Annotated in this window: 23 protein-coding genes; 12 read left to right on the forward strand and 11 right to left on the reverse strand. The window is 58.7% G+C overall.

All coding sequences use genetic code 11. The annotated features are described in order from the left end of the window. The first annotated feature begins 2 nt into the window (after window positions 1–2). Both ABVN21_RS26935 and ABVN21_RS26940 read left to right on the forward strand, forming a co-directional pair. A complete protein-coding gene (locus ABVN21_RS26935) occupies window positions 3–818 on the forward strand; it encodes a sugar phosphate isomerase/epimerase (RefSeq protein WP_339555936.1) in 816 nt (271 codons plus the stop codon). A gap of 133 nt (window positions 819–951) precedes the next feature. Continuing rightward, entirely contained in the window at window positions 952–1,830 is an 879-nt protein-coding gene (locus ABVN21_RS26940; protein WP_339555937.1) for a DMT family transporter, read from the forward strand. Between the two features lie 6 nt (window positions 1,831–1,836). Here the strand turns inward: ABVN21_RS26940 and ABVN21_RS26945 are convergent, their stop codons facing one another. Together ABVN21_RS26945 and ABVN21_RS26950 are read right to left on the reverse strand one after the other, a co-directional pair. Then, window positions 1,837–3,459, reverse strand: a complete 1,623-nt coding sequence (locus tag ABVN21_RS26945) for a methyl-accepting chemotaxis protein (protein ID WP_339555938.1) — start codon at window positions 3,457–3,459, stop codon at window positions 1,837–1,839. A 96-nt stretch (window positions 3,460–3,555) separates the two neighbouring features. After that, on the reverse strand, window positions 3,556–4,857 hold the full coding sequence (locus tag ABVN21_RS26950) for an MFS transporter (RefSeq protein WP_339555939.1): 1,302 nt from the start codon (window positions 4,855–4,857) through the stop codon (window positions 3,556–3,558). 390 nt (window positions 4,858–5,247) lie between these two features. On the opposite strand from ABVN21_RS26950, the gene quiC reads away from it, so the two are divergent. Together quiC and ABVN21_RS26960 are read left to right on the forward strand one after the other, a co-directional pair. Further along, complete coding sequence (quiC, locus tag ABVN21_RS26955) at window positions 5,248–7,149, forward strand: 3-dehydroshikimate dehydratase QuiC (protein ID WP_339555940.1); 1,902 nt, start codon at window positions 5,248–5,250, stop codon at window positions 7,147–7,149. Between the two features lie 102 nt (window positions 7,150–7,251). After that, a complete protein-coding gene (locus tag ABVN21_RS26960; RefSeq protein WP_339555941.1) occupies window positions 7,252–7,929 on the forward strand; it encodes a TetR family transcriptional regulator in 678 nt (225 codons plus the stop codon). A 94-nt stretch (window positions 7,930–8,023) separates the two neighbouring features. Here ABVN21_RS26960 and ABVN21_RS26965 read toward each other — a convergent pair whose 3' ends face one another. From ABVN21_RS26965 to ABVN21_RS26975, 3 genes are all read right to left on the reverse strand, one after another. Continuing rightward, entirely contained in the window at window positions 8,024–8,878 is an 855-nt protein-coding gene (locus tag ABVN21_RS26965) for a shikimate dehydrogenase (protein ID WP_339555942.1), read from the reverse strand. A 5-nt stretch (window positions 8,879–8,883) separates the two neighbouring features. Continuing rightward, window positions 8,884–9,324: a type II 3-dehydroquinate dehydratase gene (gene aroQ / locus ABVN21_RS26970; protein WP_339555943.1), complete on the reverse strand. Its 441-nt coding sequence runs from the start codon at window positions 9,322–9,324 to the stop codon at window positions 8,884–8,886. 138 nt (window positions 9,325–9,462) lie between these two features. Further along, on the reverse strand, window positions 9,463–10,374 hold the full coding sequence (locus ABVN21_RS26975) for a LysR family transcriptional regulator (RefSeq protein WP_339555944.1): 912 nt from the start codon (window positions 10,372–10,374) through the stop codon (window positions 9,463–9,465). A gap of 119 nt (window positions 10,375–10,493) precedes the next feature. Here ABVN21_RS26975 and ABVN21_RS26980 point away from each other — a divergent pair, with 119 nt between their 5' ends. Beyond that, on the forward strand, window positions 10,494–10,700 hold the full coding sequence (locus ABVN21_RS26980) for a 4-oxalocrotonate tautomerase family protein (protein ID WP_339555945.1): 207 nt from the start codon (window positions 10,494–10,496) through the stop codon (window positions 10,698–10,700). A gap of 82 nt (window positions 10,701–10,782) precedes the next feature. Here ABVN21_RS26980 and trmA read toward each other — a convergent pair whose 3' ends face one another. Together trmA and ABVN21_RS26990 are read right to left on the reverse strand one after the other, a co-directional pair. Beyond that, window positions 10,783–11,862, reverse strand: coding sequence for a tRNA (uridine(54)-C5)-methyltransferase TrmA (gene trmA, locus ABVN21_RS26985; protein ID WP_339555946.1), 1,080 nt, complete (start codon window positions 11,860–11,862; stop codon window positions 10,783–10,785). Then, window positions 11,859–13,154 carry an NCS2 family permease gene (locus tag ABVN21_RS26990; RefSeq protein ID WP_339555947.1) on the reverse strand — a complete coding sequence of 432 codons (1,296 nt, stop codon included), beginning with the start codon at window positions 13,152–13,154 and terminating at the stop codon, window positions 11,859–11,861. Before ABVN21_RS26990 ends, trmA begins: the two co-directional genes overlap by 4 nt. Before the next feature lie 220 nt (window positions 13,155–13,374). On the opposite strand from ABVN21_RS26990, the gene ABVN21_RS26995 reads away from it, so the two are divergent. Both ABVN21_RS26995 and ABVN21_RS27000 read left to right on the forward strand, forming a co-directional pair. Further along, complete coding sequence (locus ABVN21_RS26995) at window positions 13,375–13,815, forward strand: DUF4879 domain-containing protein (protein ID WP_339555959.1); 441 nt, start codon at window positions 13,375–13,377, stop codon at window positions 13,813–13,815. 67 nt (window positions 13,816–13,882) lie between these two features. Beyond that, entirely contained in the window at window positions 13,883–14,434 is a 552-nt protein-coding gene (locus ABVN21_RS27000; protein ID WP_339555948.1) for a DJ-1 family glyoxalase III, read from the forward strand. Here the strand turns inward: ABVN21_RS27000 and ABVN21_RS27005 are convergent. After that, window positions 14,431–15,678, reverse strand: a complete 1,248-nt coding sequence (locus ABVN21_RS27005) for an MFS transporter (RefSeq protein ID WP_034148196.1) — start codon at window positions 15,676–15,678, stop codon at window positions 14,431–14,433. The two genes, ABVN21_RS27000 and ABVN21_RS27005, sit on opposite strands and share 4 nt — an antisense overlap. A 510-nt stretch (window positions 15,679–16,188) precedes the next feature. On the opposite strand from ABVN21_RS27005, the gene ABVN21_RS27010 reads away from it, so the two are divergent. The 3 genes from ABVN21_RS27010 to ABVN21_RS27020 all read left to right on the forward strand — a co-directional run bounded on the left by ABVN21_RS27010 (window position 16,189) and on the right by ABVN21_RS27020 (window position 18,889). Further along, on the forward strand, window positions 16,189–17,625 hold the full coding sequence (locus ABVN21_RS27010) for a cytochrome ubiquinol oxidase subunit I (protein WP_339555949.1): 1,437 nt from the start codon (window positions 16,189–16,191) through the stop codon (window positions 17,623–17,625). A gap of 3 nt (window positions 17,626–17,628) precedes the next feature. Next, window positions 17,629–18,636 carry a cytochrome d ubiquinol oxidase subunit II gene (cydB, locus tag ABVN21_RS27015; RefSeq protein WP_339555950.1) on the forward strand — a complete coding sequence of 336 codons (1,008 nt, stop codon included), beginning with the start codon at window positions 17,629–17,631 and terminating at the stop codon, window positions 18,634–18,636. Window positions 18,637–18,721: 85 nt separating this feature from the next. Then, on the forward strand, window positions 18,722–18,889 hold the full coding sequence (locus ABVN21_RS27020; protein WP_339555960.1) for a DUF2474 domain-containing protein: 168 nt from the start codon (window positions 18,722–18,724) through the stop codon (window positions 18,887–18,889). Between the two features lie 73 nt (window positions 18,890–18,962). Here the strand turns inward: ABVN21_RS27020 and ABVN21_RS27025 are convergent, their stop codons facing one another. Both ABVN21_RS27025 and ABVN21_RS27030 read right to left on the reverse strand, forming a co-directional pair. After that, the gene (locus ABVN21_RS27025; RefSeq protein WP_339555951.1) at window positions 18,963–20,087 is read right to left on the reverse strand and encodes a methyltransferase; all 1,125 of its coding nucleotides are present in this window, start codon (window positions 20,085–20,087) and stop codon (window positions 18,963–18,965) included. Window positions 20,088–20,251: 164 nt separating this feature from the next. Continuing rightward, window positions 20,252–20,983 (reverse strand): LuxR family transcriptional regulator, encoded by a 732-nt coding sequence (locus tag ABVN21_RS27030; RefSeq protein ID WP_339555952.1) that lies wholly within the window; start codon window positions 20,981–20,983, stop codon window positions 20,252–20,254. Window positions 20,984–21,337: 354 nt separating this feature from the next. Between ABVN21_RS27030 and ABVN21_RS27035 the strand changes: the two genes are divergently transcribed. Beyond that, on the forward strand, window positions 21,338–22,114 hold the full coding sequence (locus tag ABVN21_RS27035) for a ferredoxin--NADP reductase (RefSeq protein WP_339555953.1): 777 nt from the start codon (window positions 21,338–21,340) through the stop codon (window positions 22,112–22,114). Window positions 22,115–22,150: 36 nt separating this feature from the next. Here the strand turns inward: ABVN21_RS27035 and mscL are convergent, their stop codons facing one another. After that, a complete protein-coding gene (gene mscL, locus ABVN21_RS27040) occupies window positions 22,151–22,573 on the reverse strand; it encodes a large-conductance mechanosensitive channel protein MscL (protein WP_339555954.1) in 423 nt (140 codons plus the stop codon). A gap of 601 nt (window positions 22,574–23,174) precedes the next feature. Here mscL and radA point away from each other — a divergent pair. After that, window positions 23,175–24,542 carry a DNA repair protein RadA gene (gene radA / locus ABVN21_RS27045; protein ID WP_339555955.1) on the forward strand — a complete coding sequence of 456 codons (1,368 nt, stop codon included), beginning with the start codon at window positions 23,175–23,177 and terminating at the stop codon, window positions 24,540–24,542. The last annotated feature ends 12 nt before the right edge of the window (window positions 24,543–24,554 follow it).

Genomic DNA, 24,554 nt, shown 5'->3' on the forward strand with positions numbered 1-24,554 from the left:
CCATGAGCGAACGAATCTTTTCCCTGGCCAGCCTGACCGTGCTGGAGCTTTCACCCCCCAACATGGTCGAAGTCGCGGCGCGGGCCGGTTACAGCCATGTCGGTTTGCGCCTGGTGCCGGCGACACCGGAGGAACACCATTTTGCGTTGGTGGCCGATGGCGAATTGCGCCGTCAGACTTTGGCGCGACTGCGTGATACCGGCGTTCGCGTGCTGGATGTTGAAATCCTGCGGCTGAAACCGGAAACCGTTGTCGCCGACTTCGAGAACATTCTGGCTGTCGGCGCGGAATTCGGTGCCACTGAATTGCTGGTGGCCGGTAACGATTCTGACGAACAGCGCATGACGGAAAATTTTGCCGCGCTCTGTGATCTGGCGGCGCCTTACGGGTTGCATCCGCATCTAGAGTTCATGCCCTGGACTGATGCGCGCAATCTTGTGCAAGCCGAGCGCATCGTCGAAAACGCCGGGCGCGAAAATGGTGCGGTGCTGGTGGACGCGTTCCACTTTGATCGCTCGGGTTCACGGCTGGAAGATCTGGTCAGGGTTGCCCCTTCACGGTTACGGTATGCGCAGTTGTGTGATGTCGCCGGGCCGAAGCCTGCGGACATGGCCGAGATCTTGCGTCAGGCCCGTAACGAGCGACGTTTTCCGGGTGACGGTGATTGTGATCTGGCAGGACTGTTGCGCGGTTTGCCGGCTAACATTCCATTGAGCCTGGAGATTCCCACCATACGACTGCTGGAGCAGGGCGTGAGCGGGTTGGATCGGGCGCAGATGGCGTTGGATAAAACCCGGGAATTGTTGGCGCGGCTTTGACCTGATCTTGTGGCGAGGGAGCTTGCTCCCGTTCGACCGCGAAGTGGTCGCCAATTACGTTGCTTTGGGACTGCTGCGCGGTCCAGCGGGAGCAAGCTCCCTCGCCACATATTGATTTCACTCAGAGGCTTTCATGACCGTCAGCACCCCGCTTTCCGGCGTCAACAAACCCTTCAAGGGGATCCTGCTGATCGTTGTTGCCACTTTCCTGTTTTCCAGTCATGACGCGATATCGAAATACCTTTCCGGGTTTTATCCGATCGTCATGGTGGTGTGGGCGCGTTATGTGGTTCACACCTTGTTGATGGCGGGGATTTTCCTGCCGCAATCCGGGCTGCGGGTGTTGCGGACCAAGCGGCCATTGCTGCAACTGATCCGGGCGTTATGCCTGTTGGGCACCAGCCTTTTTTTCACCACCGGATTGATGTACATCCCGCTGGCGGAGGCGACGTCGGTCAACTTCCTGGCACCGGTGCTGGTCACGGCACTGTCAGTGCCGCTGCTTAAAGAACGAGTGACGCGAGGGCAATGGCTGGCGGTGATTTTCGGTTTTATCGGCGTGCTGATCATCGTCCATCCCGGTGGAGATTTGTTCACGCCAGCAGTGTTGCTGCCATTCTGCTCGGCGCTGTTTTTCTGCTTTTACCAACTGTTGACCCGCAAGCTCAGCGAGATCGACAGCCCGACCACCAGCAATTTCTTCGCCGGGCTGTGCAATACCTTGGTGATGAGTGCGTTGGTGCCGTTCTTCTGGCAGGTGCCTACCTTGGCGCATGGCGCGTTGATGTTGGCGCTGGGGGCCTGCGGGATGACGGCACACCTGTTTCTGACCCAGGCATTTCGCCTGGCGGCGCCGGCCTTGCTGGCGCCTTTCAGTTATTGCCAGATCGTGTTTGCCGGTTTGTTGGGGTGGCTGTTGTTTTCCCATACGCCGACCCTGACCACCGTCATCGGGATCGCCGTGATTTGCTGCAGTGGCCTGGCGGCGGCGTGGCAACAAAGCCGCCGCTGAGGTCACTCAGAACCTGAAACGCAGCACCAGGTTTTGCAGGCCTGCGGCCAATTGCGTTAGCTCCTGGCTGGTGGCACTGGTGCGGGTGGAAGCATCGGCGCTTTGCAGCGACAGGTCACGGATGTTCAGCAGATTCCTGTCCACCTCACGGGCCACGGCGGCTTGCTCTTCCGAAGCGCTGGCGATCACCAGGTTGCGCTCGTGGATCTGCTCCATGGCCCGGGTAATTTCCGCCAATGCGAGGCCGGCCTGTTCGGCAATCGACAGGGTTTCGGCGACGCGCTGACTGTTGCCGTGCATCGACAGCACCACACTCTCGGTATCGCCCTGCACCCGGCCGATCATCTGTTCAATTTCCCGGGTCGATTGCTGGGTGCGATGGGCCAGTGCGCGGACTTCATCGGCGACCACCGCAAAACCACGCCCGGCTTCCCCGGCCCGGGCAGCTTCGATGGCGGCATTGAGCGCCAGCAGGTTGGTCTGCTCGGCGATGGCGCGAATCACGTCCAGCACCTTGCCGATTTCCCGGGATTGTTCGGCCAGGGTTTGCACTTGTTGCAGGGCCGTGCCGGCGTCGGCGCTCATGGCCTGGATCGAGTCGAGTGTTTCGATGACTCGCGCCTGACCCTGACTCGCCTGCTGTGTCGACTGGCGCGTGCTGTCAGACGTCGAGACCGCATTGCGTGCGACTTCTTCCACGGCAACCGTCATCTCATTCACCGCAGTGGCGGCTTGTTCGATTTCATTGTGTTGCTGTTGCAGGCGCCCCGAATCCTGATGGGTGCTGTGGTTCATTTGCTCGGCGGCTGCAGCCAGTTGAGTGGAAGCGTCGCTGATCCGTTGCAGGGTTTCACGCAGGCTGGTCTGCATGATCGACAGGGCGGTGAGCAGGCGCGCGGTTTCGTCGGCACCATGGCTTTGAATCGGTGTTCCGAGATCGCCAGCGGCGACTTGCTCGGCCACCGCCACGGCCTGGCGGATCGGCAGCACGATGCTGCGAATCAACAGCCAGGCGAGGAAAACGGTCAGCAACGACACAGCGATCAAGGCACCGATTACTGTGACCTTTACCTGGTTGTAGAGCGTGTCGGCCTGCTGTGCAGACTGGCCGACTTGGTTGGCGGTGAGCGCCACCAGTTCGGCGAACTGGTCACCGGTCTGGGTCGAATAATCCTGGATCTGGCCGTTGAGCAGCACGGTCATTTCTTCCAGGCGATTGGCCTGCGACAGCGTCTCGTATTGCGCCAGCGCCTGACGGTAACTTCTGACCGTCGCGACGAATTTTTCGTACGGCGCGCGATTGTAGTCGCCTACGAGCGGGGTGAATTTTTCCAGGGATTGTTCGAGCCAACCCTGAACCTGATGCAGGCGCGTGACGGTGGCGTCGAGCACTGTTGGTTCGCGGTTCAGCGCCATGCGCAGGCTGAGTACGCGAATGCTCAGCACGTAGTCACGGATTTCACCCAGATAGCGAGTGCTGGGCAGGGAGACGTTCTCGGTGTGCTGGCCGGTGGCGCGTACTTCGGCGACTTGCTTGAGGGCGAACAAGCCTTGCAGCAGGACCAGCAGGGCGATGAGGCCGAAGCTGATCACGGCGCGTTTGGCGATGCTCAGGTGACCGGGTGACATGGTTGAGTTCCTTGGCGTTGAGCGAAAAGGGTGAGTTCATAAAACGCAGGCACAAAAAAAGCGCAGGCCCGAAACCGGGCCTGCGCCGAGGGAACATCAGACGTCTACTTTCGGAATCTTGCGCGGTGCCATGAAGTACATCCAGATCAGCGCGATGAAGTACATCGCCGGAATCATGGTGAACAGCACGGTGTAGTTGTTGTTGGTGATGGTCAGGATGTGGCCGACCAGTTGGGTCATGAACATCCCGCCAATCGCCGCACACATGCCGCCGAAACCGAACACCGTACTCATCATGTGTTTGGGCGTGTAGTCCATCACCAGGCTCCAGATGTTCGCAGTCCAGGCCTGGTGCGCACCGATGGCCAGGGAGATGGCGGCCACCGCGACCCACAGGTTGCTGGAACCGGCCGCCATGATCACGCCGATGATGCAGCAGGCAAACAGGAACATGGACATCAGCCGCGCCTTGATCGGGTTCACGCCGCGACCGATCAGGAACGAGGACAGAATCCCGCCACCGACACTGCCGAAGTCGGCGGTGAGGTAAATGATGATCAGCGGGATACCCATTTGGGTCACGTTGATGCCCAGGTTGTATTGCTGATTGAGGAACGGTGGCAGCCAGTACAGGTAGAACCAGAACACCGGCGCGGTGATCGAGTAGGCGAGGGCGAAGGCCCAGGTGCCGCGCATGCGCAGGATTTTCGAGAACGGAACGCGGGTTTGTTCCGGTTCGACTTCGTTCTGGATGTAGTCCAGTTCCGACTGTTTAACGCTCGGGTGATCTTCCGGGTTGAAGTATTTCAGGCCCCAGAACAGCAACCAGATCCCGCCCAGTGCCGACATGCACAGGAACGCAGCCTGCCAGCCCCACACGTGGAGGATCAACGGCAACAGCATCGGGGTGAACATCGCGCCGACGTTGGTCCCGGCGTTGAAAATACCGGTGGCCACCGCTCGTTCACCGGCCGGGAACCACAGGCGCGTGGTTTTCACGCAGGCCGGGTAGTTGGCGGCTTCGGTCAGGCCGAGGATGAAACGGCAAACCATGAAGCCGACCGCCGAAGTGGCCAGGCCATGGGCACCGGTCGCCAGGCTCCAGAGCAGCACCGCGCAGAAGAACACGCGCTTGACGCCGACACGGTCGATCAAGCGGCCTTGCAGCACGAAACCGATGGCGTAGCCGACCTGGAACCAGAAGTTGATGTTGGCGTAGTCCATCGCCGTCCAGCTCATCTCCTTGGCCAGGATAGGCTGCATGACGCCGAGGGCGGCGCGATCGATGTAGTTCAGGGTGGTGGCGAAGAACACCAGCGCCAGCATGCCCCAACGGGTCTTGCCGACCGCCATGGCGCCGCGGATTTTGTCACCGATGCCGCCAGTAGCAGTAGTCATGGAGGCGCGCTCCACGGGAGAACTTTGAGAAGGAGTCATGTAGTCCACCGATTATTTTTATGTGGTGTTCTGGGTCTTGTTAACTGGAACCGGTGATTCACGACCGGACCCAATGTGGTGTTGATGTTGCGCAGTGGACGAAAAATCGTCAATTCGCCAAAGGCCATTCTGTTCGATAATCGCACGCAAAACTAACCGGGTAGTACACTTTGAATTGCCGTAAGGGATCGTCGGGCCAATAATTCAATCAAAGCTAAACACAATTCTTGTAGGAGCCGGCTTGATGGCGATGGCGCCCGCGAAATCGCCATCGCCAGCAAGCCGGCTCCTCCAAAGAGCCAAGCGTGCGATATCCCTAACAAGATTGCCTCCACCACCGGGAGTCGAAATATGCAGCGTTCCATTGCCACCGTGTCCTTGAGCGGTACCCTGCCGGAAAAACTCGAAGCCATTGCTGCCGCAGGTTTCGACGGCGTCGAGATCTTCGAGAACGACCTTCTCTACTACGACGGCAGCCCGCGGGAAATTAAACAGATGTGCGCCGATCTCGGGATCGCCATCACCCTGTTTCAACCGTTCCGGGATTTCGAAGGCTGCCGCCGTGACCGTTTGTCGCGAAATCTCGAACGGGCCGAGCGCAAATTCGACCTGATGCAGGAACTGGGCACCGACCTGGTGCTGGTGTGCAGCAACGCCTCGGCCGATTCCATCGGTGATGAACAGATTCTAGTTGATGACTTGCGCCTGCTGGCTGAACGCGCCGGCGCGCGAGGCCTGCGGATCGGTTACGAAGCGTTGGCCTGGGGTCGTCACGTAAACACGTATCAACAGGTGTGGAACATCGTCCGTCAGGCGGATCACCCGAACCTCGGCGTGTTGCTCGACAGCTTTCACACCTTGTCGCTCAAGGGCGACCCAAGTGCCATTGCCGATATTCCTGGCGACAAGATCTTCTTCGTGCAAATGGCCGATGCGCCGATCCTGGCCATGGATGTGCTGGAGTGGAGCCGGCATTTCCGTTGCTTCCCGGGCCAGGGCGAATTCGATTTGCCGGGTTTCCTCGCGCCGATCATCAAGAGTGGCTACACCGGGCCGCTGTCGCTGGAAATCTTCAATGATGGCTTCCGCGCCGCACCGCCACGGGCCAATGCCGCCGACGGTTTGCGTTCGTTGCTGTACCTCGAAGAGAAAACCCGCGAGCGTCTGGCGCAGGAAGCCAAACCTGCCGGCCATCCCGAAATTTTGTTTGAGACGCCAACAGCCAGCGAATACAACGGCATCGAATTTCTCGAATTTGCCGTGGACGAAAGCCTCGGCGCCAAGCTTTCCCATTGGCTGGAACGCCTGGGCTTCGTCAAGGCCGGCCAGCATCGCTCCAAGAGCGTCAGCCTGTTGCGCCAGGGTGATATCAACCTGATTCTCAACTCCGAGCCTTACTCGTTCGGCCACAGTTTTTTCGAGGCGCACGGTCCATCGCTATGCGCCACCGCCGTGCGGGTCAAGGACAGCGCCAGTGCTCTGGCACGCGCCGTGGCTTATAAAGGTCAGCCTTATCGCGGTCTGGTCGGCCCCAATGAACTGGAACTCGCCGCCGTGCGTGCGCCGGATGGCAGCCTGATTTACCTGGTGGATCAGAACGCCGACGTCTACGGCACCGACTTCAATCTGCAGCCGGACGCGGTGAGCACTGGCGGCCTCAAGCGCATCGACCACATGGCCATGGCGTTGCCGGCCGACAGCCTCGACAGTTGGGTGCTTTTCTATAAGAGCCTGTTGGATTTCGAGGCCGACGACGAAGTGGTTCTGCCCGACCCCTACGGCTTGGTGAAGAGCCGCGCATTGCGCAGTCGAGACAGCTCGATCCGCCTGCCACTGAACATTTCCGAGAACCGCAACACCGCGATCTCACACGCGCTGTCGAGTTATCGCGGTTCGGGTGTGCATCACATCGCATTCGATTGTGACGACATCTTTGCTGAAGTCAGTCGCGCGAAAGAGGCGGGGGTACCGCTGCTGGATATCCCGCTCAATTACTACGACGACCTGGCCGCACGCTTCGATTTCGATGACGAGTTCCTGAGTGAACTGGCCTATTACAACGTGTTGTACGACCGTGATGCCCAAGGCGGCGAACTGTTCCACGTTTACACCGAGCCGTTCGAGGGACGTTTCTTTTTCGAGATCATCCAGCGCAAAAACGGTTATGCCGGATACGGTGCGGCCAACGTAGCGGTAAGACTGGCGGCCATGGCCAAATCCCGCAGTGGTGCCGTCCGTCAGACAAAGTTGTAGGAAATTCGTAATCGCGGGGGTAATCCGATGCCGCACGGCTTCCTTCAGTGTGCGGCGCAGCCCATAATCGCCAGCCTGTGCAGTGATGGCCGTGAGCCCGCAATGACAACAACTTCAGAACTCTCGATAACGTCCGACGAACCGGTTGCCGAGCCGCGCAAGAGTCGCAAGAACAACCCGGAAAAGACCCGCGAAAATATCCTGCAGGAAGCGATCGTGGAATTTGTGCAGCAGGGGCTTTCCGGTGCTCGCGTCGATGCGATCGCTGAGCGCATCCACACGTCCAAACGCATGATCTATTACTATTTCGGCAGTAAGGAACAGCTTTACGTCGAGGTGCTCGAGAAGCTCTACGGCGACATTCGCACCACTGAAAACCGACTGCACCTGGCCGAACTGGCGCCGCTGGAAGCAATTCGGCGACTGGTGGAATTCACCTTCGATCACCATGACCGCAACGTCGATTTCGTGCGCATCGTCAGCATCGAGAACATTCACAACGCCGAGTATGTGAAGCGCTCCGATGCGATCAAGGCGATGAACAACACCGTACTTGATTCACTGGGCGTGATTCTGCGTCGCGGTGCAGAAGAAGGGCTGTTCCGCACCGGGCTTGATCCGCTGGACGTGCATTTGTTGATCAGCTCGTTCTGCTTCTATCGCGTCTCGAACCGCCATACCTTTGGTGAGATTTTTCAGATCGACTTGCCGGACGAAAGCATCAAGCAGCGTCATCGGGAGATGATTTGCGAGTCCGTTCTGCGGTATCTTCAGGCGTAATTCAGCTGTGTGAACCGCCTTTGTAGGAGCCGGCTTGCTGGCGATTGCGTTTGTACTATCGTCATCGCCAGGAAGCCGGCTCCTACACGTTGCGTCAGCCATTCATGCTCTGAAAATGCGCCAGCATTCGCTGCGCATCCGGCACCACGCCGCTGAACAATTCAAACGCCTTCACCGCCTGAAAAACCGCCATGTTGCCGCCATCCAGCGTGCGGCAACCCAGGGCTCGGGCGTTGCGCAGCAGTTCGGTTTCCAGCGGGAAGTAGACAATCTCTGCTACCCACAACTCAGATCGAAGCAACTCCACCGGCACAGGCATGCCCGGCAGTTTTTTCATGCCCATAGGCGTGGTGTTCACCAGGCCGTCAGCCTCGGCCAGCGTGAGCGCCAAATCATGAGCGGCCACCGCGCGGCCGCTGCCGAAATGCTGATTGAGGTTGTCCGCCAGGCTTTGGGCGCGGCTGATCTCCACGTCGAAAATGCTCAGCTGTTGTACGCCTTCGCTCAATAACGCGTGGGCCACCGCTGCACCAGCGCCACCGGCGCCCATCTGTACGACACGCTCAACGGCGACGCCCTGCAAGCCCCGGCGAAAACCCTCGGCAAAGCCCAGGCAATCGGTGTTGTGGCCGATGCGTTTGCCGTCCTTCAACACCACGGTGTTCACTGCACCGATACCCCGTGCTTCCGGCGACAACTCGTCGAGCAACGGAATAATCGCCTGCTTGCACGGAAACGTGATGTTCAAGCCGGTGAAGTTCATGCGCTCGGCGGCCGTCAGCAGGTCGGGCAGGGCGTTGCTGTCGAGTTTCAATTGATCGAGATCGATCAGGCGATACAAGTAACGCAAACCCTGGGCATCGCCTTCGTGCTCGTGCAGCGCAGGAGTGCGGGAAGCCTGGATGCCGGCACCGATCAGTCCGGCCAATACCGTTTGGTTCTGGTTCATGGCACTCACCCCTTCAGGCGTTGGCTGAAATGCTCCAGTGCCAGGCGATAGCCATGGCTGCCGAAACCGGCCATTACCGCGGTGGCAATGCCCGAGACGAAGGAGTGATGACGGAACGGTTCACGGGCGTGGACGTTGGACAGGTGCACTTCGATCACTGGCAATTCACTGGCAACCAGCGCATCACGGATTGCCACCGAAGTGTGGGTCCAGGCTGCCGGGTTGATCACGATCCCGGCGCAGCGCTTGCGGGCGGCGTGAATCCAGTCGAGCAATTCGCCTTCGTGGTTGGTCTGGCGAAACTCCACCGCCAGGCCAAACTCTTCGGCGGCGCGGCCGCACATGGCGGAAATGTCAGCCAGGGTTTCGTGGCCGTACGTCGCCGGTTCACGGGTGCCGAGCAGGTTCAGATTCGGGCCGTTGAGCACCAGAATGATGGGGGACATCGAATTTTCTCCACTTATTATTTTTGGCATCGGCCAAGATTTCAGCCTGTGGAGATAAATTGTACTAGCTGGTTAATTAGGTCAATTGTAGAGCCGGTTCGTGGGCGTATTGTGTGCGGTGATCGGACGCTTTCAACGTCAGCGCGGCAAATGCTCGACCAAAAAATCGATGAACGCGCGCAGCCGCAACGGCATATGCCGGCTCTGCGGATAGAGCAATGTAAACGGTCGCGAACGTCCGCCGTACGGCTTGAGCACTTCCACCAGCGATCCAACGGCCAATTCCTTCTCGACGATGAAGCGATAGGTCTGAAACAGCCCCGCCCCGTGTTTCGCCAGGGTCACGCCACCCAATACATCGTCAGAACAACTGAAATTGCCCTCGGCCAGAATTTCCCTCTCAACGCCGTTGTCATGGAACAACCAGGCAATGCGCCGGCCACTGCTGGGCAGTTCGTATTGAATGCATTCGTGTTGTTGCAGGTCATCGAGGGTTTGCGGCGTGCCGGCGCGCTTTAGGTAGTCGGGGCTGGCAATCATCACCAGCGCGGCGTCTTCGAGTTGCCGCGCGATCAGGCCGGAATCCGGGATGGCCCGCACACGAATCGCCATGTCATAGCCTTCACCAACGAAATCGATATTGCGGTTGCTGATGTGCGATTCGACCTTCACCGCCGGAAACCGCGCTCGAAACTCCGGCAGCAACGGCAGGATTCGATGGTGCGCATAGGTGGTCGGAATGCTGATGCGCAGGGTCCCGGACGGCACTTGCTGCTGACCCATGACTTCGCGCTGGGCTTCGACCAATTGCGCCAGCGCCTGGCGGCATTCCTCGTAATAACGGCGACCGCTGTCAGTCAGTTTGACGCTGCGGGTGGTACGGGCGAACAATCGAACGCCCAGGCGTTCCTCCATGCGCGACACCGAACGGCTAACCGCAGCCGGAGTCACACCCGCTACCAGCGCCGCCGCGGTGAAGCTGCCAGCCTCAGCGGCCAGGCAAAAGAGCTCGATGCTGCCCAGTTGAAGATCGTCGAATTGTCGCTGCATGATTGATTACACCGGGGATCAAATGAAGTGTCTGATTCAGTATTTATCAGATGCCGGCACACAGATACAGTGGGTTCGTGTGGTAAGCCTTTCTTAATCAGCCGAGCAGGAGAAGCAGCATGCCTTTCGTCAGCGTACGTATCACCCGTGACGGCGTTACCCGGGAGCAGAAAGCCCAGGTCATCGCCGAAATTACCGAAACCTTGCAACGCGTCCTCGGCAAGCCGCCGGAGCTGACCCACATCGTGATCGAAGAAGTCGACACCGATAACTGGGGATATAAGGGCATTACCACGACCGAATATCGAAAAAATCAGCCGGGGTGATCCGGTAGTGTTTTGTCATTCGGGATTGCACCCACAAAAAAAGCCGTCGTGATGACGGCTTTTTTGCGCCTGACGTCGGAAATCAACGCCGGGTCAACAACACCCCGGATTCCATGTGATGGGTCCACGGGAACTGGTCGAACATCGCGCACTGGGTGATGCGGTGGGTGTCGTGCAGTTGGGCGATGTTGGCCGCCAGGGTCTCCGGATTGCAGGAAATGTACAGGATATTGTCGAAGCGCCGGGTCAGCTCGCAGGTGTCCGGGTCCATGCCGGCGCGGGGCGGGTCGACGAAGACGCTGCCAAATTCGTAGCTCTTGAGGTCGATGCCGTGCAGGCGGCGGAACGGACGCACTTCGTTCAGGGCTTCGGTCAGTTCTTCGGCGGACAGGCGCACCAGCGTGACGTTGTCCACAGCGTTTTCACTGAGATTGCTCAAAGCTGCGTTGACCGAGGTCTTGCTGATTTCGGTGGCCAGCACCTTGCGCACGCGGGTGGCGAGCGGCAGGGTGAAGTTGCCGTTACCGCAATACAACTCCAGCAAATCGTCGGAGCGATCACCGAGCGCGTCGAACGCCCAATTGAGCATCTTCTGGTTCACCATGCCGTTGGGCTGGGTGAACGCGCCTTCGGGCTGCCGGTAGCTGAAGGTGCGGCCGCCGACTTCCAGTTTCTCGACCACATAATCATGACCAATAACTTCGCGCTTGCCCTTGGAGCGGCCGATAACGCTGACGTTCAGATCCGTCGCGAGTTTCGTGGCGGCTGCATGCCAGTGCTCGTCCAGCGGACGGTGGTAGCACAAGGTGATCATCGCATCGCCGGCCAGGGTGGTCAGGAACTCCACCTGAAACAGCTTGTGGCTCAGGGCCGAACTGGCCTGCCATGCCGCCTTGAGCTGCGGCATCAACTGATTGATGCGCAGGCTCGCGATCGGGAATTCTTCGATCAGGATCGGCGTGCGTTTGTCTTCCTGGGAAAACATTGCGTAGTGACGTTCGCCGGCTTCGCGCCACAGGCGGAACTCGGCGCGCAGGCGGAAGTTTTTCAGCGGCGAATCGAAAACGGCTGGCTCGGGAGCATCAAACGGGGCCAGCAGGTCACGCAGATGCGTAACCTTTTCTTCGAGCTGAACGGCGTAGGCCTGGGAATCAAAAGTCATGCGTTGAACCAACCCAGTTTGATCACGAACAGAATCGACAGGATCACCAGCGCCGGGTTCAGCTCTCGGCCGCGACCGGACATCAACTTGATGGCGGTCCAGGAAATGAAACCGAAGGCGATACCGTTAGCGATGGAGTAAGTGAACGGCATGGCCAGCGCGGTAATCACTACCGGTGCGGCAACGGTGATGTCGTCCCAGTCTATTTCGGCCAGGCCGGATGTCATCAGTACGGCGACGAATAGCAGTGCTGGCGCAGTGGCGAACGCCGGGACGCTGGAGGCCAGTGGCGAGAAAAACAGCGCCAGCAGGAACAGGATCGCCACCACGACGGCGGTCAGGCCAGTGCGGCCACCGGCACTCACGCCGGCGGCGGATTCGATGTAGCTGGTGGTGGTTGAGGTGCCCAGCAGGGAACCGGCCATGGCCGCGGTACTGTCGGCGATCAGGGCGCGGCCCATTTTCGGCATGTGGCCGTCCTTGCCCATCAGCCCGGCGCGCTTGGCGACGCCGATCAGGGTGCCGGAGTTGTCGAACAGGTCAACGAACAGGAAAGCGAAGATCACGCTGACCAGACCGATGTCCAGTGCGCCCTTGATGTCCAGTTGCAGGAAGGTCGGGGCCAGCGAAGGTGGCATCGACATCACGCCACCGAACGGTGTGAAGCCCAAGGCGATCGAGGCGATAGTCACCACCAGAATGCCGATCAGCACCGCACCGCGCACGGCAAGGGCTTCAAGGGCAACAATCAGGGCAAAGCCGAGGGTGGCGAGGATCGGAGCAGGTTGCTTCAAGTCACCGAGGCCAACCATGGTTGCCGGGTTACTGACGACGATGCCGGCGTTATGCAGGGCGATCAGCGCCAGAAACAGGCCGATGCCGGCTGCGATCGCCGAGCGCAGCGGCAGCGGGATGCTGTTGATGATCCATTCACGGATGCGGAAGATCGACAGCAGAAAGAAACACACTGCCGAGATGAATACCGCGCCCAGCGCCACTTGCCAGGTATGGCCCATGTGCAGGACCACGGTGTAGGTAAAGAAGGCGTTCAGGCCCATGCCCGGTGCGAGGGCGATCGGGTAGTTGGCGATCAGGCCCATGACCGTCGAGCCGATGGCTGCGGCCAGGCAGGTGGCGACAAACACCGCGCCCTTGTCCATGCCGGTCTCGCCGAGGATGCTCGGGTTGACGAACAGAATGTAGGCCATGGCCAAAAAGGTCGTGACGCCCGCCAGGATCTCGGTGCGTACATTGGTGTTGTGTGCCTTGAGTTGAAACAGCCTTTCCAGCATGTCTGCTCCCCGTGGCGCGCCCGGCGCCGTGAATGTATCGACCTCAACAGCAAAGCACAGACCACTGCAGGCGCCCGGGAATTTTCTGTGGGTCGGAAAAAGCCGCGCATCATACCAGCAGCACAGGGTTATGGCTGCTTATGGCGGTGATCGTCGTCGAAGTTTTGCGTTTGGTCCAAACCGGCCATACTGCGCGCTGGTTTTTTGGGGTGGGTATTGCATGAAAAAGCGTCTGTTGATCGGCTTGGGTATTTTGATGGCTTCGCTGGCCCATTCCGCTTTGGCGGCATCCGCTGCGCCGTTGACCCAGGTGAAAGTGCTCAAGGTCGAGTCGCCGGCCTGTGGTTTTGAAAGCATTGCCGAAGGGCAGGAGCAGACGAGCTGCAATCACACCGGCCCGAACATTCGGGTTTTCGTGCTGGAAGTCGGCTATGGGCGCAATGCGCATGTCGCCCTGGATGGTTTTGACGTAAACGGAACCCGTACGCCGGTGTGTGCTTTTGATAACGGCAACCTGACCGAATGCACCGTGGGTAAAAAAACCGTCGGTTATCTCTATATCATCGATCTGGCGGGCAAACAGGAAGGCACCTTCACCTTCAGCAACACGTCGATCAACGCGCCGGGCAACACAATGTCGACGCAGCTTTACATCAAGTAACGGCTGGGCTCGAACAAGGGTCAGCAAAGCTGACTACGCTCTAAAGATCATTCCGTGGATTGCACTCATGACCTTTAGAGCTTTGATTACCCTCGCCGAGGGCATCGATGACCTGCAAGCAGTCACCCTGGTCGATGTGCTACGCCGCGCCAAAGTGGAAGTGGTGGTCGCCAGCATCGAAGGTCGGCGCATGCTCACCTGCGCCCGTGGCACTCGCGTCACGACCGATGCGATGCTGGTGGATTTGCTGGCCCAGCCATTCGACCTGATCGTTCTACCCGGCGGTGCCGTCGGGGCACAGCATTTGGCAGCCCATCAACCCTTGCAACAACTGATCAAGGACCAGGCCGCAGCCGGTCGCCTGTTCGCCGGCATCGCCGAAGCCCCGGCACTGGCACTGCAAGCCTTTGGCGTATTGCGCCAGCGGCGCATGACGTGCCTGCCTTCGGCCAGCCATCAACTGTCTGGCTGCAACTTTGTCGATCAACCGGTGGTGGTCGATGGCAACTGCATCACCGCCCAAGGTTCGGGCGCCGCGTTGGCGTTCGCCTTGGCGCTGGTGGAACAGCTCTGCGGCAAAGCCATGCGAACGGCGGTGGCGGGGGAGTTGGTGGTTTAGACGGCGTCTGCCTTCACCTCTTCCTTGGGCACATGCATTCGGTCGCGATTGGCCAGGGTCGGGAAGAGTTTGATCCAGGTCCCGGTCACCACCAGCGTGCCGATGCCGCCCATGACCACTGCTGGCACGGTGCCGAACCAGTGGGCGGTCAGGCCGGATTCGAACTCGCCCAACTGGTTCGAGGCGCCGATGAACAGACCGTTCACGGCACTGACCCGGCCGCGCATTTCGTCCGGGGTTTCCAGTTGTACGAAGGACGCGCGTATCACCATGCTGATCATGTCTGCCGCGCCCAGCACCACTAGCACGGCGAGGGAAAACCAGAACGAGGTCGAAAGACCGAAGGCGATGGTCGCCACGCCGAACACGCCTACAGCGGTGAACATCACCCGCCCGACATTGCGTTCCACGGCAAATCGCGCCAGGAACAGTGACATCAATAGCGCCCCCACCGCTGGTGCCGAACGCAGCAGACCCAATCCCCACGGACCGGTCAGCAGAATGTCCTTGGCGAATACCGGCAGCAATGCCGTGGCGCCACCGAGCAGAACGGCGAACAGATCAAGGGAAATCGCCCCGAGGATGTCCGGGCGGCTACGAATGAAGCGGATACCCGCCAGCAACGAATCCAGGGTGGCTTTGCCCTTGTTCAGCGGCGTTTGCCGGGCGGGCAGATTGAGCATCAGCGAACAGGCAATGATGTACAGGATCACTGTCGGGCCGTAGACCCAGACGCTGCCAAACGCGTAGAGCAAACCGCCAAGGGCCGGAGCGACGATGGTCGCCGATTGCTGGGCCGATTGCGCGGCGGCAACGGCGCGGGGAAACAGCGCGCTGGGAACGATGCTCGGCAGCAAGGCCTGAGTGGTCGGCATTTCGAAAGAGCGCGCGGCGCCCAGCAGGAATGCGAGGATGAAGATCATTTCCCGGGTGACATGGTCGGTCGCGCTGCCGATTGCCAACGAAAGGGCAATTAGCGCCTGAACAGACTGGCAGATCGCCGCAACCTTGCGCCGGTCATAGCGGTCCGCCACGTGCCCGGTGTGCAGCATGAACAGCACCCGAGGTGCGAACTCCACCAACCCGACCAGGCCCAGGTCCAGCACGTTGCCGGTCAGTTGATAGAGGTTCCAGCCAATGGCCACCGTGAGCATCTGAAAACCGCTGGCGGTAAAGACCCGTGCCAGCCAAAACGCGATGAAAGGGCGGTGATGACGTAACAGCAAGGGCTCTTGGCTGGGCATTTGAGGGCAAATCTGCGGGAGGGGAAGGGCGAGATTATCACCAACCTGTAACAGGAAGTTGCCATGAGAGAAAATTTAGTTAGCTAGATATCGACCATCAGCCGGCCAGATTCCTGTGGCGAGAGAGCTTGCTCCCATCAGGCTGCGAAGCGGCCTCAAACCTGGCATTTCGGCGCTTAAGGTAAACCGCATTTATCGCTATGACGACCGCTGCTCAGTCGAGCGCGAGCAAGCTCGCTCGCCACGGTGAATACCACAGCCCTATGAGGCAACTTGTCACGCGGCAAAAGACCACGCGGTTTACCCCGAGAAATGGGACTACTCTTTCAACGTTACTTGATCCAGATCAAAACCTTCAGCAGCAATCGATCTGGCGGCCGCAAGGCCAGACTCCCTGCGTTGTGATGCGTAGAAAAAAAGAACAATAGAGATTCGCCGCACTCCATATCCGTGGGGACCGAGGATGCAGGCCTCCAGCCAGCAGCCGTACTACCTGACAGAGGAAGACTTATGTTCGGTTTAGAGGCACTTGATCTCGCCCGAATTCAGTTCGCGTTCACCATCTCATTCCACATCCTGTTCCCTGCCATCACCATTGGCCTGGCGAGTTACCTGGCGGTACTCGAAGGCTTGTGGCTGAAAACCCACAACGATACGTACCGTGACCTCTACCACTTCTGGTCGAAGATCTTTGCCGTCAACTTCGGCATGGGGGTGGTCTCTGGGCTGGTCATGGCCTATCAGTTCGGCACCAACTGGAGCCGTTTTTCCGACTTCGCCGGGTCCGTAACCGGGCCGCTGCTGACGTACGAAGTGCTGACCGCATTCTTTCTGGAGGCCGGGTTCCTCGGCGTCATGCTGTTTGGCTGGAACAAGGTCGGGCGTGGCCTGCACTTCTTCGCAACGGTCATGGTCGCCATCGGTACGCTGATTTCGACCTTCTGGATTCTCGCGTCCAACAGCTGGATGCAGACTCCCCAGGGCTTCGAAATCATCAACGGCCAGGTCATTCCCACCGACTGGCTGGCCGTGATCTTCAACCCGTCGTTCCCTTATCGCCTGATGCACATGGCCACGGCGGCGTTCGTTGCGACGGCATTCTTCGTCGGCTCCTCGGCGGCCTGGCACTTGCTGCGCGGCAAGGACAATCCGGCGATTCGCACCATGCTTTCGATGGCCATGTGGATGGCGCTGATTGTGGCGCCGATTCAGGCAGTCATTGGTGACTTCCACGGTCTCAACACGCTCGAACACCAACCGGCAAAAATTGCCGCGATCGAGGGCCACTGGGAAAACAAAGGCAACGAGGCGACTCCGCTGATCCTGTTCGGCTGGCCGGACATGAAAGAAGAGAAAACCAAGTTCGCCGTCGAAATCCCGTACCTGGGCAGCCTGATCCTGACCCACTCGCTGGATAAACAGGTGCCGGCGCTCAAGGAATTCCCGCCCGAAGACCGGCCGAATTCAACCATCGTGTTCTGGTCGTTCCGGATCATGGTCGGCCTCGGATTCCTGATGATCTTCACCGGTTTGTGGAGCCTGTGGCTGCGCAAGCGCGACAAGCTGTATACCTCGCGCCCGTTCCTGTACCTCGCGCTGTGGATGGGACCGTCGGGACTGGTTGCGATTCTCGCGGGTTGGTTCACCACTGAAATCGGTCGTCAACCGTGGGTGGTCTACGGGCTGATGCGCACGGCGGATGCGTCCTCCAACCACAGCTTCATGCAGATGAGCATCACGTTGATCCTGTTCGTGGTGGTGTATTTCGCGCTGTTCGGCGCCGGTCTGGGCTACATGATGCGCCTGGTGCGCAAAGGGCCGAAGATCGACGAAGGCAAGGAAACCAACGACGGTGGCCCTGGCAAGAAACGCACGCCGGCGCGTCCGCTTTCCGCAGCCGATGACGATCACGCCGATAACGACCACGTCGTGACCAAGGAGATTTGAATCATGGGTATTGATCTTCCGCTGATCTGGGCCGTGATCATCATCTTCGGCATCATGATGTACGTGGTCATGGACGGCTTCGACCTGGGGATCGGGATTCTTTTCCCGTTCATTCCGGGCAAGACCGATCGCGACGTAATGATGAACACCGTGGCCCCGGTCTGGGACGGCAACGAAACTTGGCTGGTATTGGGCGGCGCGGCGTTATTCGGCGCTTTCCCGCTGGCCTATTCGGTGGTGCTCTCGGCGTTATACCTGCCGCTGATCTTCATGCTGATCGGGCTGATCTTCCGTGGCGTGGCGTTCGAGTTCCGCTTCAAGGCCAAGGACGACAAGCGCCATCTCTGGGACAAGGCGTTCATCGGTGGCTCGGTCGCGGCAACCTTCTTCCAGGGCGTCGCGCTGGGCGCTTTCATTGATGGCTTGCCGGTAGTCAACCGTCAGTTCGCCGGTGGTTCTCTCGATTGGCTAACACCGTTCACCATGTTCTGCGGAGCCGCGCTGGTGGTGGCCTATGCGCTGCTTGGCTGCACCTGGCTGATCATGAAGACCGAAGGCAAATTGCAGGAGCAGATGCATGACTTGGCGCGGCCACTGGCGTTTGTTCTGCTGGCGGTGATTGGCATTGTCAGCATCTGGACCCCGCTGGCCCACGCCGAGATCGCGGCACGCTGGTTCACCTTGCCGAACCTGTTCTGGTTCCTGCCGGTGCCGATTCTGGTGTTGGTGACGTTGTATGGCCTGATCCGCGCGGTGGCGCGCAACGCGCACTACACGCCGTTCCTGCTGACGCTGGTGCTGATCTTCCTCGGCTACAGCGGTTTGGGCATCAGCCTGTGGCCGAATATCGTGCCACCGTCGATTTCGATCTGGGACGCTGCCGCGCCGCCACAGAGCCAGGGCTTCATGCTTGTGGGGACGCTGTTCATCATCCCGTTCATCCTGGGCTACACCTTCTGGAGCTACTACGTGTTTCGCGGCAAGGTGACCCATGAAGATGGTTATCACTAGAGCCCTGCACCGCGAACGTGGGAGCGAGGCTGCTTGCGATGGTGTCATCACAGACACCATCGACCTTAACGAGAGGGTTGAAGCAATGATCAACAAACCATCCCTGAACGACATTCAACAAGCCGAAAAAAAACCGCTGTGGCAGCGGCTTGGCTGGCTGGCCATGATCTGGGCTGGCAGCGTCGGTGCATTGTTCATTGTTGCCAGCCTGATGCGGATGTTCATGAACGCCGCTGGCCTGACGACTCACTGAAAACCTGAGATCCCGTCCCGTTGTCTCGCGGCACGGATTGCAAACCCTCCTGACGGAGGGTTTTTTTTGGCCGTTATTTACGGGCCTTGAGGATCACGAATTTCGGCGTGGCCGCCACTTGCTCGACACCGCGAAACAAGCGCGCAAGCTTGCTGTGATAACCCAGGTGACGGTTGCCGACGATATACAGCGCACCGCCCACCACCAACGCCTCCCGGGCTTGCTGGAACATCCGCCAGGCCAGGAAGTCACCGACCACTTGTTGCTGGTGAAAGGGCGGATTGCACAGCACTACGTCCAGTGACTGCGGCTCCTGTCCGGCCAGGCCATCGCCGGCACGCACGATCACATCCCGGTCACCCAGGGCCGCGCGCCAGTTTTCGGCGGCCGATTGCACCGCCATGAACGATTCGTCCACCAGTGTGTAATGGGCATCGAGGTTTTGCAGCGCGCTGGCGATGGCGAGTACGCCGTTCCCGCAACCAAGGTCGGCGACCCGTGCTGTGCCCAGATTTTTCGGCAAGTGCGGTAAAAACGCCCGCGTACCGATGTCCAGGCCTTCACGGCAGAACACGTTGGCGTGGTTAAGCAATTCGACTGCTGGCGTGTCCAGTCGATAGCGGGTCGGGTAGGGGGACGCAACCGGCGTTTTGTTTTCGGCGGTGGCGATCAGCAGCCGGGCCTTCTTCACCGCCAGTGAGGCTTGGACCGTGCCGATGTAGCGTTCCAGCAAATCACCGGCGGCACGTGGCAAGTGCTTGATCATCGCACCGGCAATTACCTGGGCGCCGGGCGCCAGTTGGCCTTGCAGACTGATCAGTTGCTCTTCGAGCAAGGCCAGTGTCTTTGGCACCCGGACCAGCACCCGGTCAAACGGTCCCGTCACGGATTCACTGGACGGTAGATGCGGCACCGCATCGAACGCCAGGCCATTGCGCGTCAGGTTCTTTTCCAGCCCCTGAAGGGCCAGATACGAATCGCCGCTGCTGGTTACGTTGACCTTGCCCGCCAGGCTGGCGGCCAAAGCACCGAAACTGTCATTCAGTACCAGCACTCGCAGGTCGGCCGCAGGCTGCTGTTCGGCCAGATGATTGAGAAGGTACTCGTCTGCCGCATCAAAGGCTTGCAGCGGTTCATTCTGCTGTTCGGGCTGGCGGATCAGGTCGAGGCTGGCGAAAGGGCTTTCGAGCAAAGGCATGGGGCGGGGCTCAGAGTAATCAACGGGTGTCCCGCGGCTCAGGAGCGTCTTGGCGGGCGGGGCCGTCCGAGTGGACTACGTCGCGGGAGTTCACACGACATCACTCAGGATGGGACCGCGAATGGTACGTTTTTTTGAGTCGGATTACCCGCAGGTTTTTCTGCTCAGCGCAGCGCACCACTGTTGAGATACCCGGCCTTGACGGCGGCGATGACCGCTGAAACCTTGTTATTGACCCCCAGTTTGCGAATGGCTTCCTGGACATGAAAATTGATGGTGCGAGCGCTGAGATTAAGAATTCTCGCGCTCTCATAGGCTGTTTTGCCATCCGCTGCCAGTTTCAATACGTCGACTTCCCGTGGCGACAAATGCGGAGCAGCAGGTTTGGCAGGCGCCTTGGGCAGCGTCTGCGCGATCAATTTATGCAGGTGTTGACCAATGAACACGGAGAAACCGAGATTTTCATACAGCTCCCATGCGCTAACCGGGCAATGGCTTCTGGCCAGGCTCAGAATGCTGCACAGGCCGCTTTCCTTGTCGTGAACGGATTGTGACCAGCCGTGCTGCAATCCTTGGGCTTCCATGTCATCCCATAGCCAAGGTGCACCGTTATAGAGCTCTTCTGTCCAAAGGATTGGGAGTACGGAATGGTTGCAATGCGCCACTACCGGATCAATGGCTGCATGCTTGTTTTTTTCGTACTCAGCGTTCCAGTCGGTTGGATAATTGTTGAACCGAACAGTATGGAACTGTTCGTTTTTTGTAGGGTAACTTGTTGAAAAAGCAAAAAATTTAAAACCAATATTTTTCGCGAAACTCAATGAGATCCGATAGGCACTCTCCATTTCCGTTGTATTGGATAATTGTATGAGTTGCAGCTCCTTCCACCGTTCCATCGTTAACTCCAGCTCTAATTTTTTTCTTTAGGGGCGCAGTTGGATCCAACGTGTCTGCGCGAGCTGGAGTGTAGGACTTTTCCTATGTTCACGTTGAGAATCTTTTGCTGTATTTAAATTTTACAATGGAGTATCTGGTTCTAATGGCGAGCCAATAGGGAGTAGTTAATTGTATGGCGATGTTAATGTAAGTAGCCTCCTGCCGGCGTTAACTATTTAGTGATGTGGTACTTGTTGTTTACTTGCCGAGCTAAATGAGAATAAGAGTTTTTGGCTAAAAGGCACTACAAAACATCGGTGTTTATGGCCTCCACTTTGCGAGACACTGCGGATATCCGTTGAATGGAGCCACCCATGACCGCCAGTGAAGAGAAATTTACTCGCCAGACCTTGCTGGACGTCCAGCCCCTGACGCCGAACCTGTTTACCCTGCGGGCCACCAGGGATAAGGGCTTTCGATTTCGCTCAGGGCAATTTGCCCGGCTGGGTGTGACCAAGTCTGACGGCACCACGGTTTGGCGTGCCTACTCCATGGTGTCATCACCCTTTGACGAGTTTCTCGAGTTCTTTTCCATTGTCGTTCCGGGTGGCGAATTCACCAGTGAACTGAGTCGGCTGGGTGTCGGCGATACGCTATTGGTCGACCGCCAGGCTTATGGTTACCTGACGCTTGATCGCTTCGTTAACGGGCGTGATCTGTGGTTGTTATCCACAGGAACGGGGATCGCGCCATTTTTGTCGATCCTGCAGGACTTCGAGGTATGGGAAAAATTCGAGCGAATCATCCTGGTCTACAGCGTGCGCGAATCCCGCGAACTGGCGTATCAGGAGTTGATCGCCGGGCTGGCACAGCGCGACTATCTGGCGGAATACGCGCACAAGTTGCAGCTCATCAACACAGTGACCCGTGAACAACATCCCGGCGCCCTGAGTGGACGGATCACCACACTGATCGAAAATGGCGAGCTGGAGCGTGCTGCCGGGGTAGCGCTGACGCCCGAATACTCACGAGTCATGCTCTGCGGCAACCCACAGATGATCGATGACACACGCAAGTTGCTCAAACAGCGCGACATGCATTTGAGTCTCAGCCGACGGCCCGGTCAGGTGGCTGTGGAAAACTTTTGGTAGAAAAAACGGCGCCAATGGGCGCCGTTTTTTATTCCGTTAAAGCGGTCCAGGCCGATTGTTCTGGGCCTTGAGCAGGTCGCGAATTTCTCCCAGCAATTCCTCTTCTTTGGTTGGAACCGGCGGCAGGGAAGGAGCGACGGCCTCTTCACGCTTCAGTTGGTTGATGGCTTTGATGCCCATGAAGATCGCGAAAGCGACGATGACAAAGTCGATCAGGCTCTGGATGAATTTACCGTACGCCAACACCACCGCCGGCGCGTCGCCGCTGGCAGCCTTGAGCGTTATGGCCAGGTCACTGAAGTCCACCCCACCGATCAACAGCCCGATTGGCGGCATGATCACGTCACCGACAAACGAGGTAACGATCTTGCCGAAGGCGGCGCCAATGATGATGCCGACGGCCATGTCGATCACGTTGCCTTTGACCGCGAAGGCCTTGAACTCACTTATCACGCCCATAGGTTATTTCCTTGTTACAGATGAGGTTGGTGAACGCAGTGTAAATCAGCAAAACAGATCTTGCTCGACACGCCTGCTTACAGAGCAGCCCTCTATCGACCTGAGCATTTGCGAAAAGTTTACAAAATGCCATTACTGCAGAATTGGCAAGATTGGGGCTGCATTGCCGTTTCCTTAATAATGCACGTCGTCATCATTGGTTTTTTCTTACCGGCAGTTCATTGGTTTATGACGAGCAGAAGTCCGGGTCATTGAAAGCCAAAGGAATAAAGCGCGACTTGAAAGTTGCGGGCTAAGAATTTTCTGCGGGTGATCGAAGCAGGGGGGATTTATAGTTTTGTTGGTTGGTTGGTTGGTTGGTTGGTTGGTTGGTTGTTGTTTTGCAAGTTGTACGCGCAAGTTTGAAATGTCACGGGGTTGTACAGGTAGTGGGCCGTAGTAACGAGCTATCGAGCGAAACTTTGTACAAGTTTTTATCAAGAGATCATTGAATGAAGAGTTCAGTCAGCGAGAAAAGATGATGTTCAGGATCCGCTGGGCAACTCCACCGCGCTCACCCAGTCCACCTGCGCTATCATCGCGGTTTTTGCCGGGAGTTCAGATGGCCAAGGCCAAGCGCATGTACGGCTGCACGGAGTGCGGCTCAACCTTCCCGAAGTGGGCCGGCCAGTGCGGTGAATGCGGCGCCTGGAACACATTGACCGAGACCATGGTGGAGAGCGGCGGGGCCGCGGCACCCAGCGGTCGCACCGGTTGGACCGGCCAGCAGGCACAGATCAAGACCCTGGCCGAAGTCAGCGTCGAGGAAATTCCGCGCTTTTCCACCGCATCCAGCGAGCTGGATCGAGTGCTGGGTGGTGGCTTGGTCGACGGTTCGGTTGTGCTGATCGGCGGTGACCCCGGTATCGGCAAGTCGACCATTCTGTTGCAGACCTTGTGCAACCTCGCGAAGGTTATGCCGGCGCTGTATGTCACCGGCGAAGAATCCCAGCAGCAAGTGGCCATGCGCGCCAGGCGCCTGGGGTTGCCTCAGGATCAGCTTCGCGTCATGACCGAAACCTGTATCGAAACCATCATCGCCACCGCCCGGCTGGAAAAGCCCAAGGTCATGGTGATCGACTCGATCCAGACGATTTTCACCGAGCAACTGCAATCGGCGCCGGGCGGCGTGTCCCAGGTTCGCGAAAGCGCGGCGTTGCTGGTGCGCTATGCCAAGCAGAGCGGCACGGCGATTTTCCTGGTGGGCCACGTGACGAAAGAAGGTGCGCTGGCCGGTCCGCGCGTTCTGGAGCATATGGTCGACACGGTCCTGTATTTCGAAGGCGAATCCGATGGGCGTTTGCGCCTCCTGCGGGCGGTGAAGAACCGTTTCGGCGCGGTTAACGAATTGGGCGTCTTTGGCATGACCGATAAAGGCTTGAAAGAAGTTTCAAACCCTTCGGCGATCTTTCTGACACGTGCTCAGGAGGAGGTCCCGGGTAGTGTGGTCATGGCAACCTGGGAAGGGACGCGACCGATGCTGGTGGAAGTCCAGGCGTTGGTGGATGACAGTCATCTGGCCAATCCGCGTCGGGTAACGCTGGGCCTGGACCAGAACCGACTGGCGATGTTGCTGGCGGTCCTGCATCGTCACGGCGGCATTCCTACCCATGATCAGGACGTATTCCTCAACGTAGTCGGCGGCGTCAAAGTGCTGGAAACGGCCTCCGACCTGGCGTTGATGGCCGCGGTGATGTCGAGTTTGCGCAACCGTCCGTTGCCCCATGATTTGCTGGTGTTCGGTGAGGTAGGCCTGTCCGGCGAGGTGCGTCCGGTGCCGAGTGGCCAAGAGCGCCTGAAAGAAGCGGCCAAACACGGCTTCAAGCGTGCCATCGTACCGAAGGGCAATGCACCGAAAGAAGCTCCGCCGGGATTGCAGATCATTGCAGTAACCCGTCTGGAACAGGCACTCGACGCGTTGTTTGAATAACGCCGCCCCCTG

It is taken from the genome of Pseudomonas sp. MYb327 (assembly GCF_040438925.1).
GTDB lineage: Bacteria > Pseudomonadota > Gammaproteobacteria > Pseudomonadales > Pseudomonadaceae > Aquipseudomonas.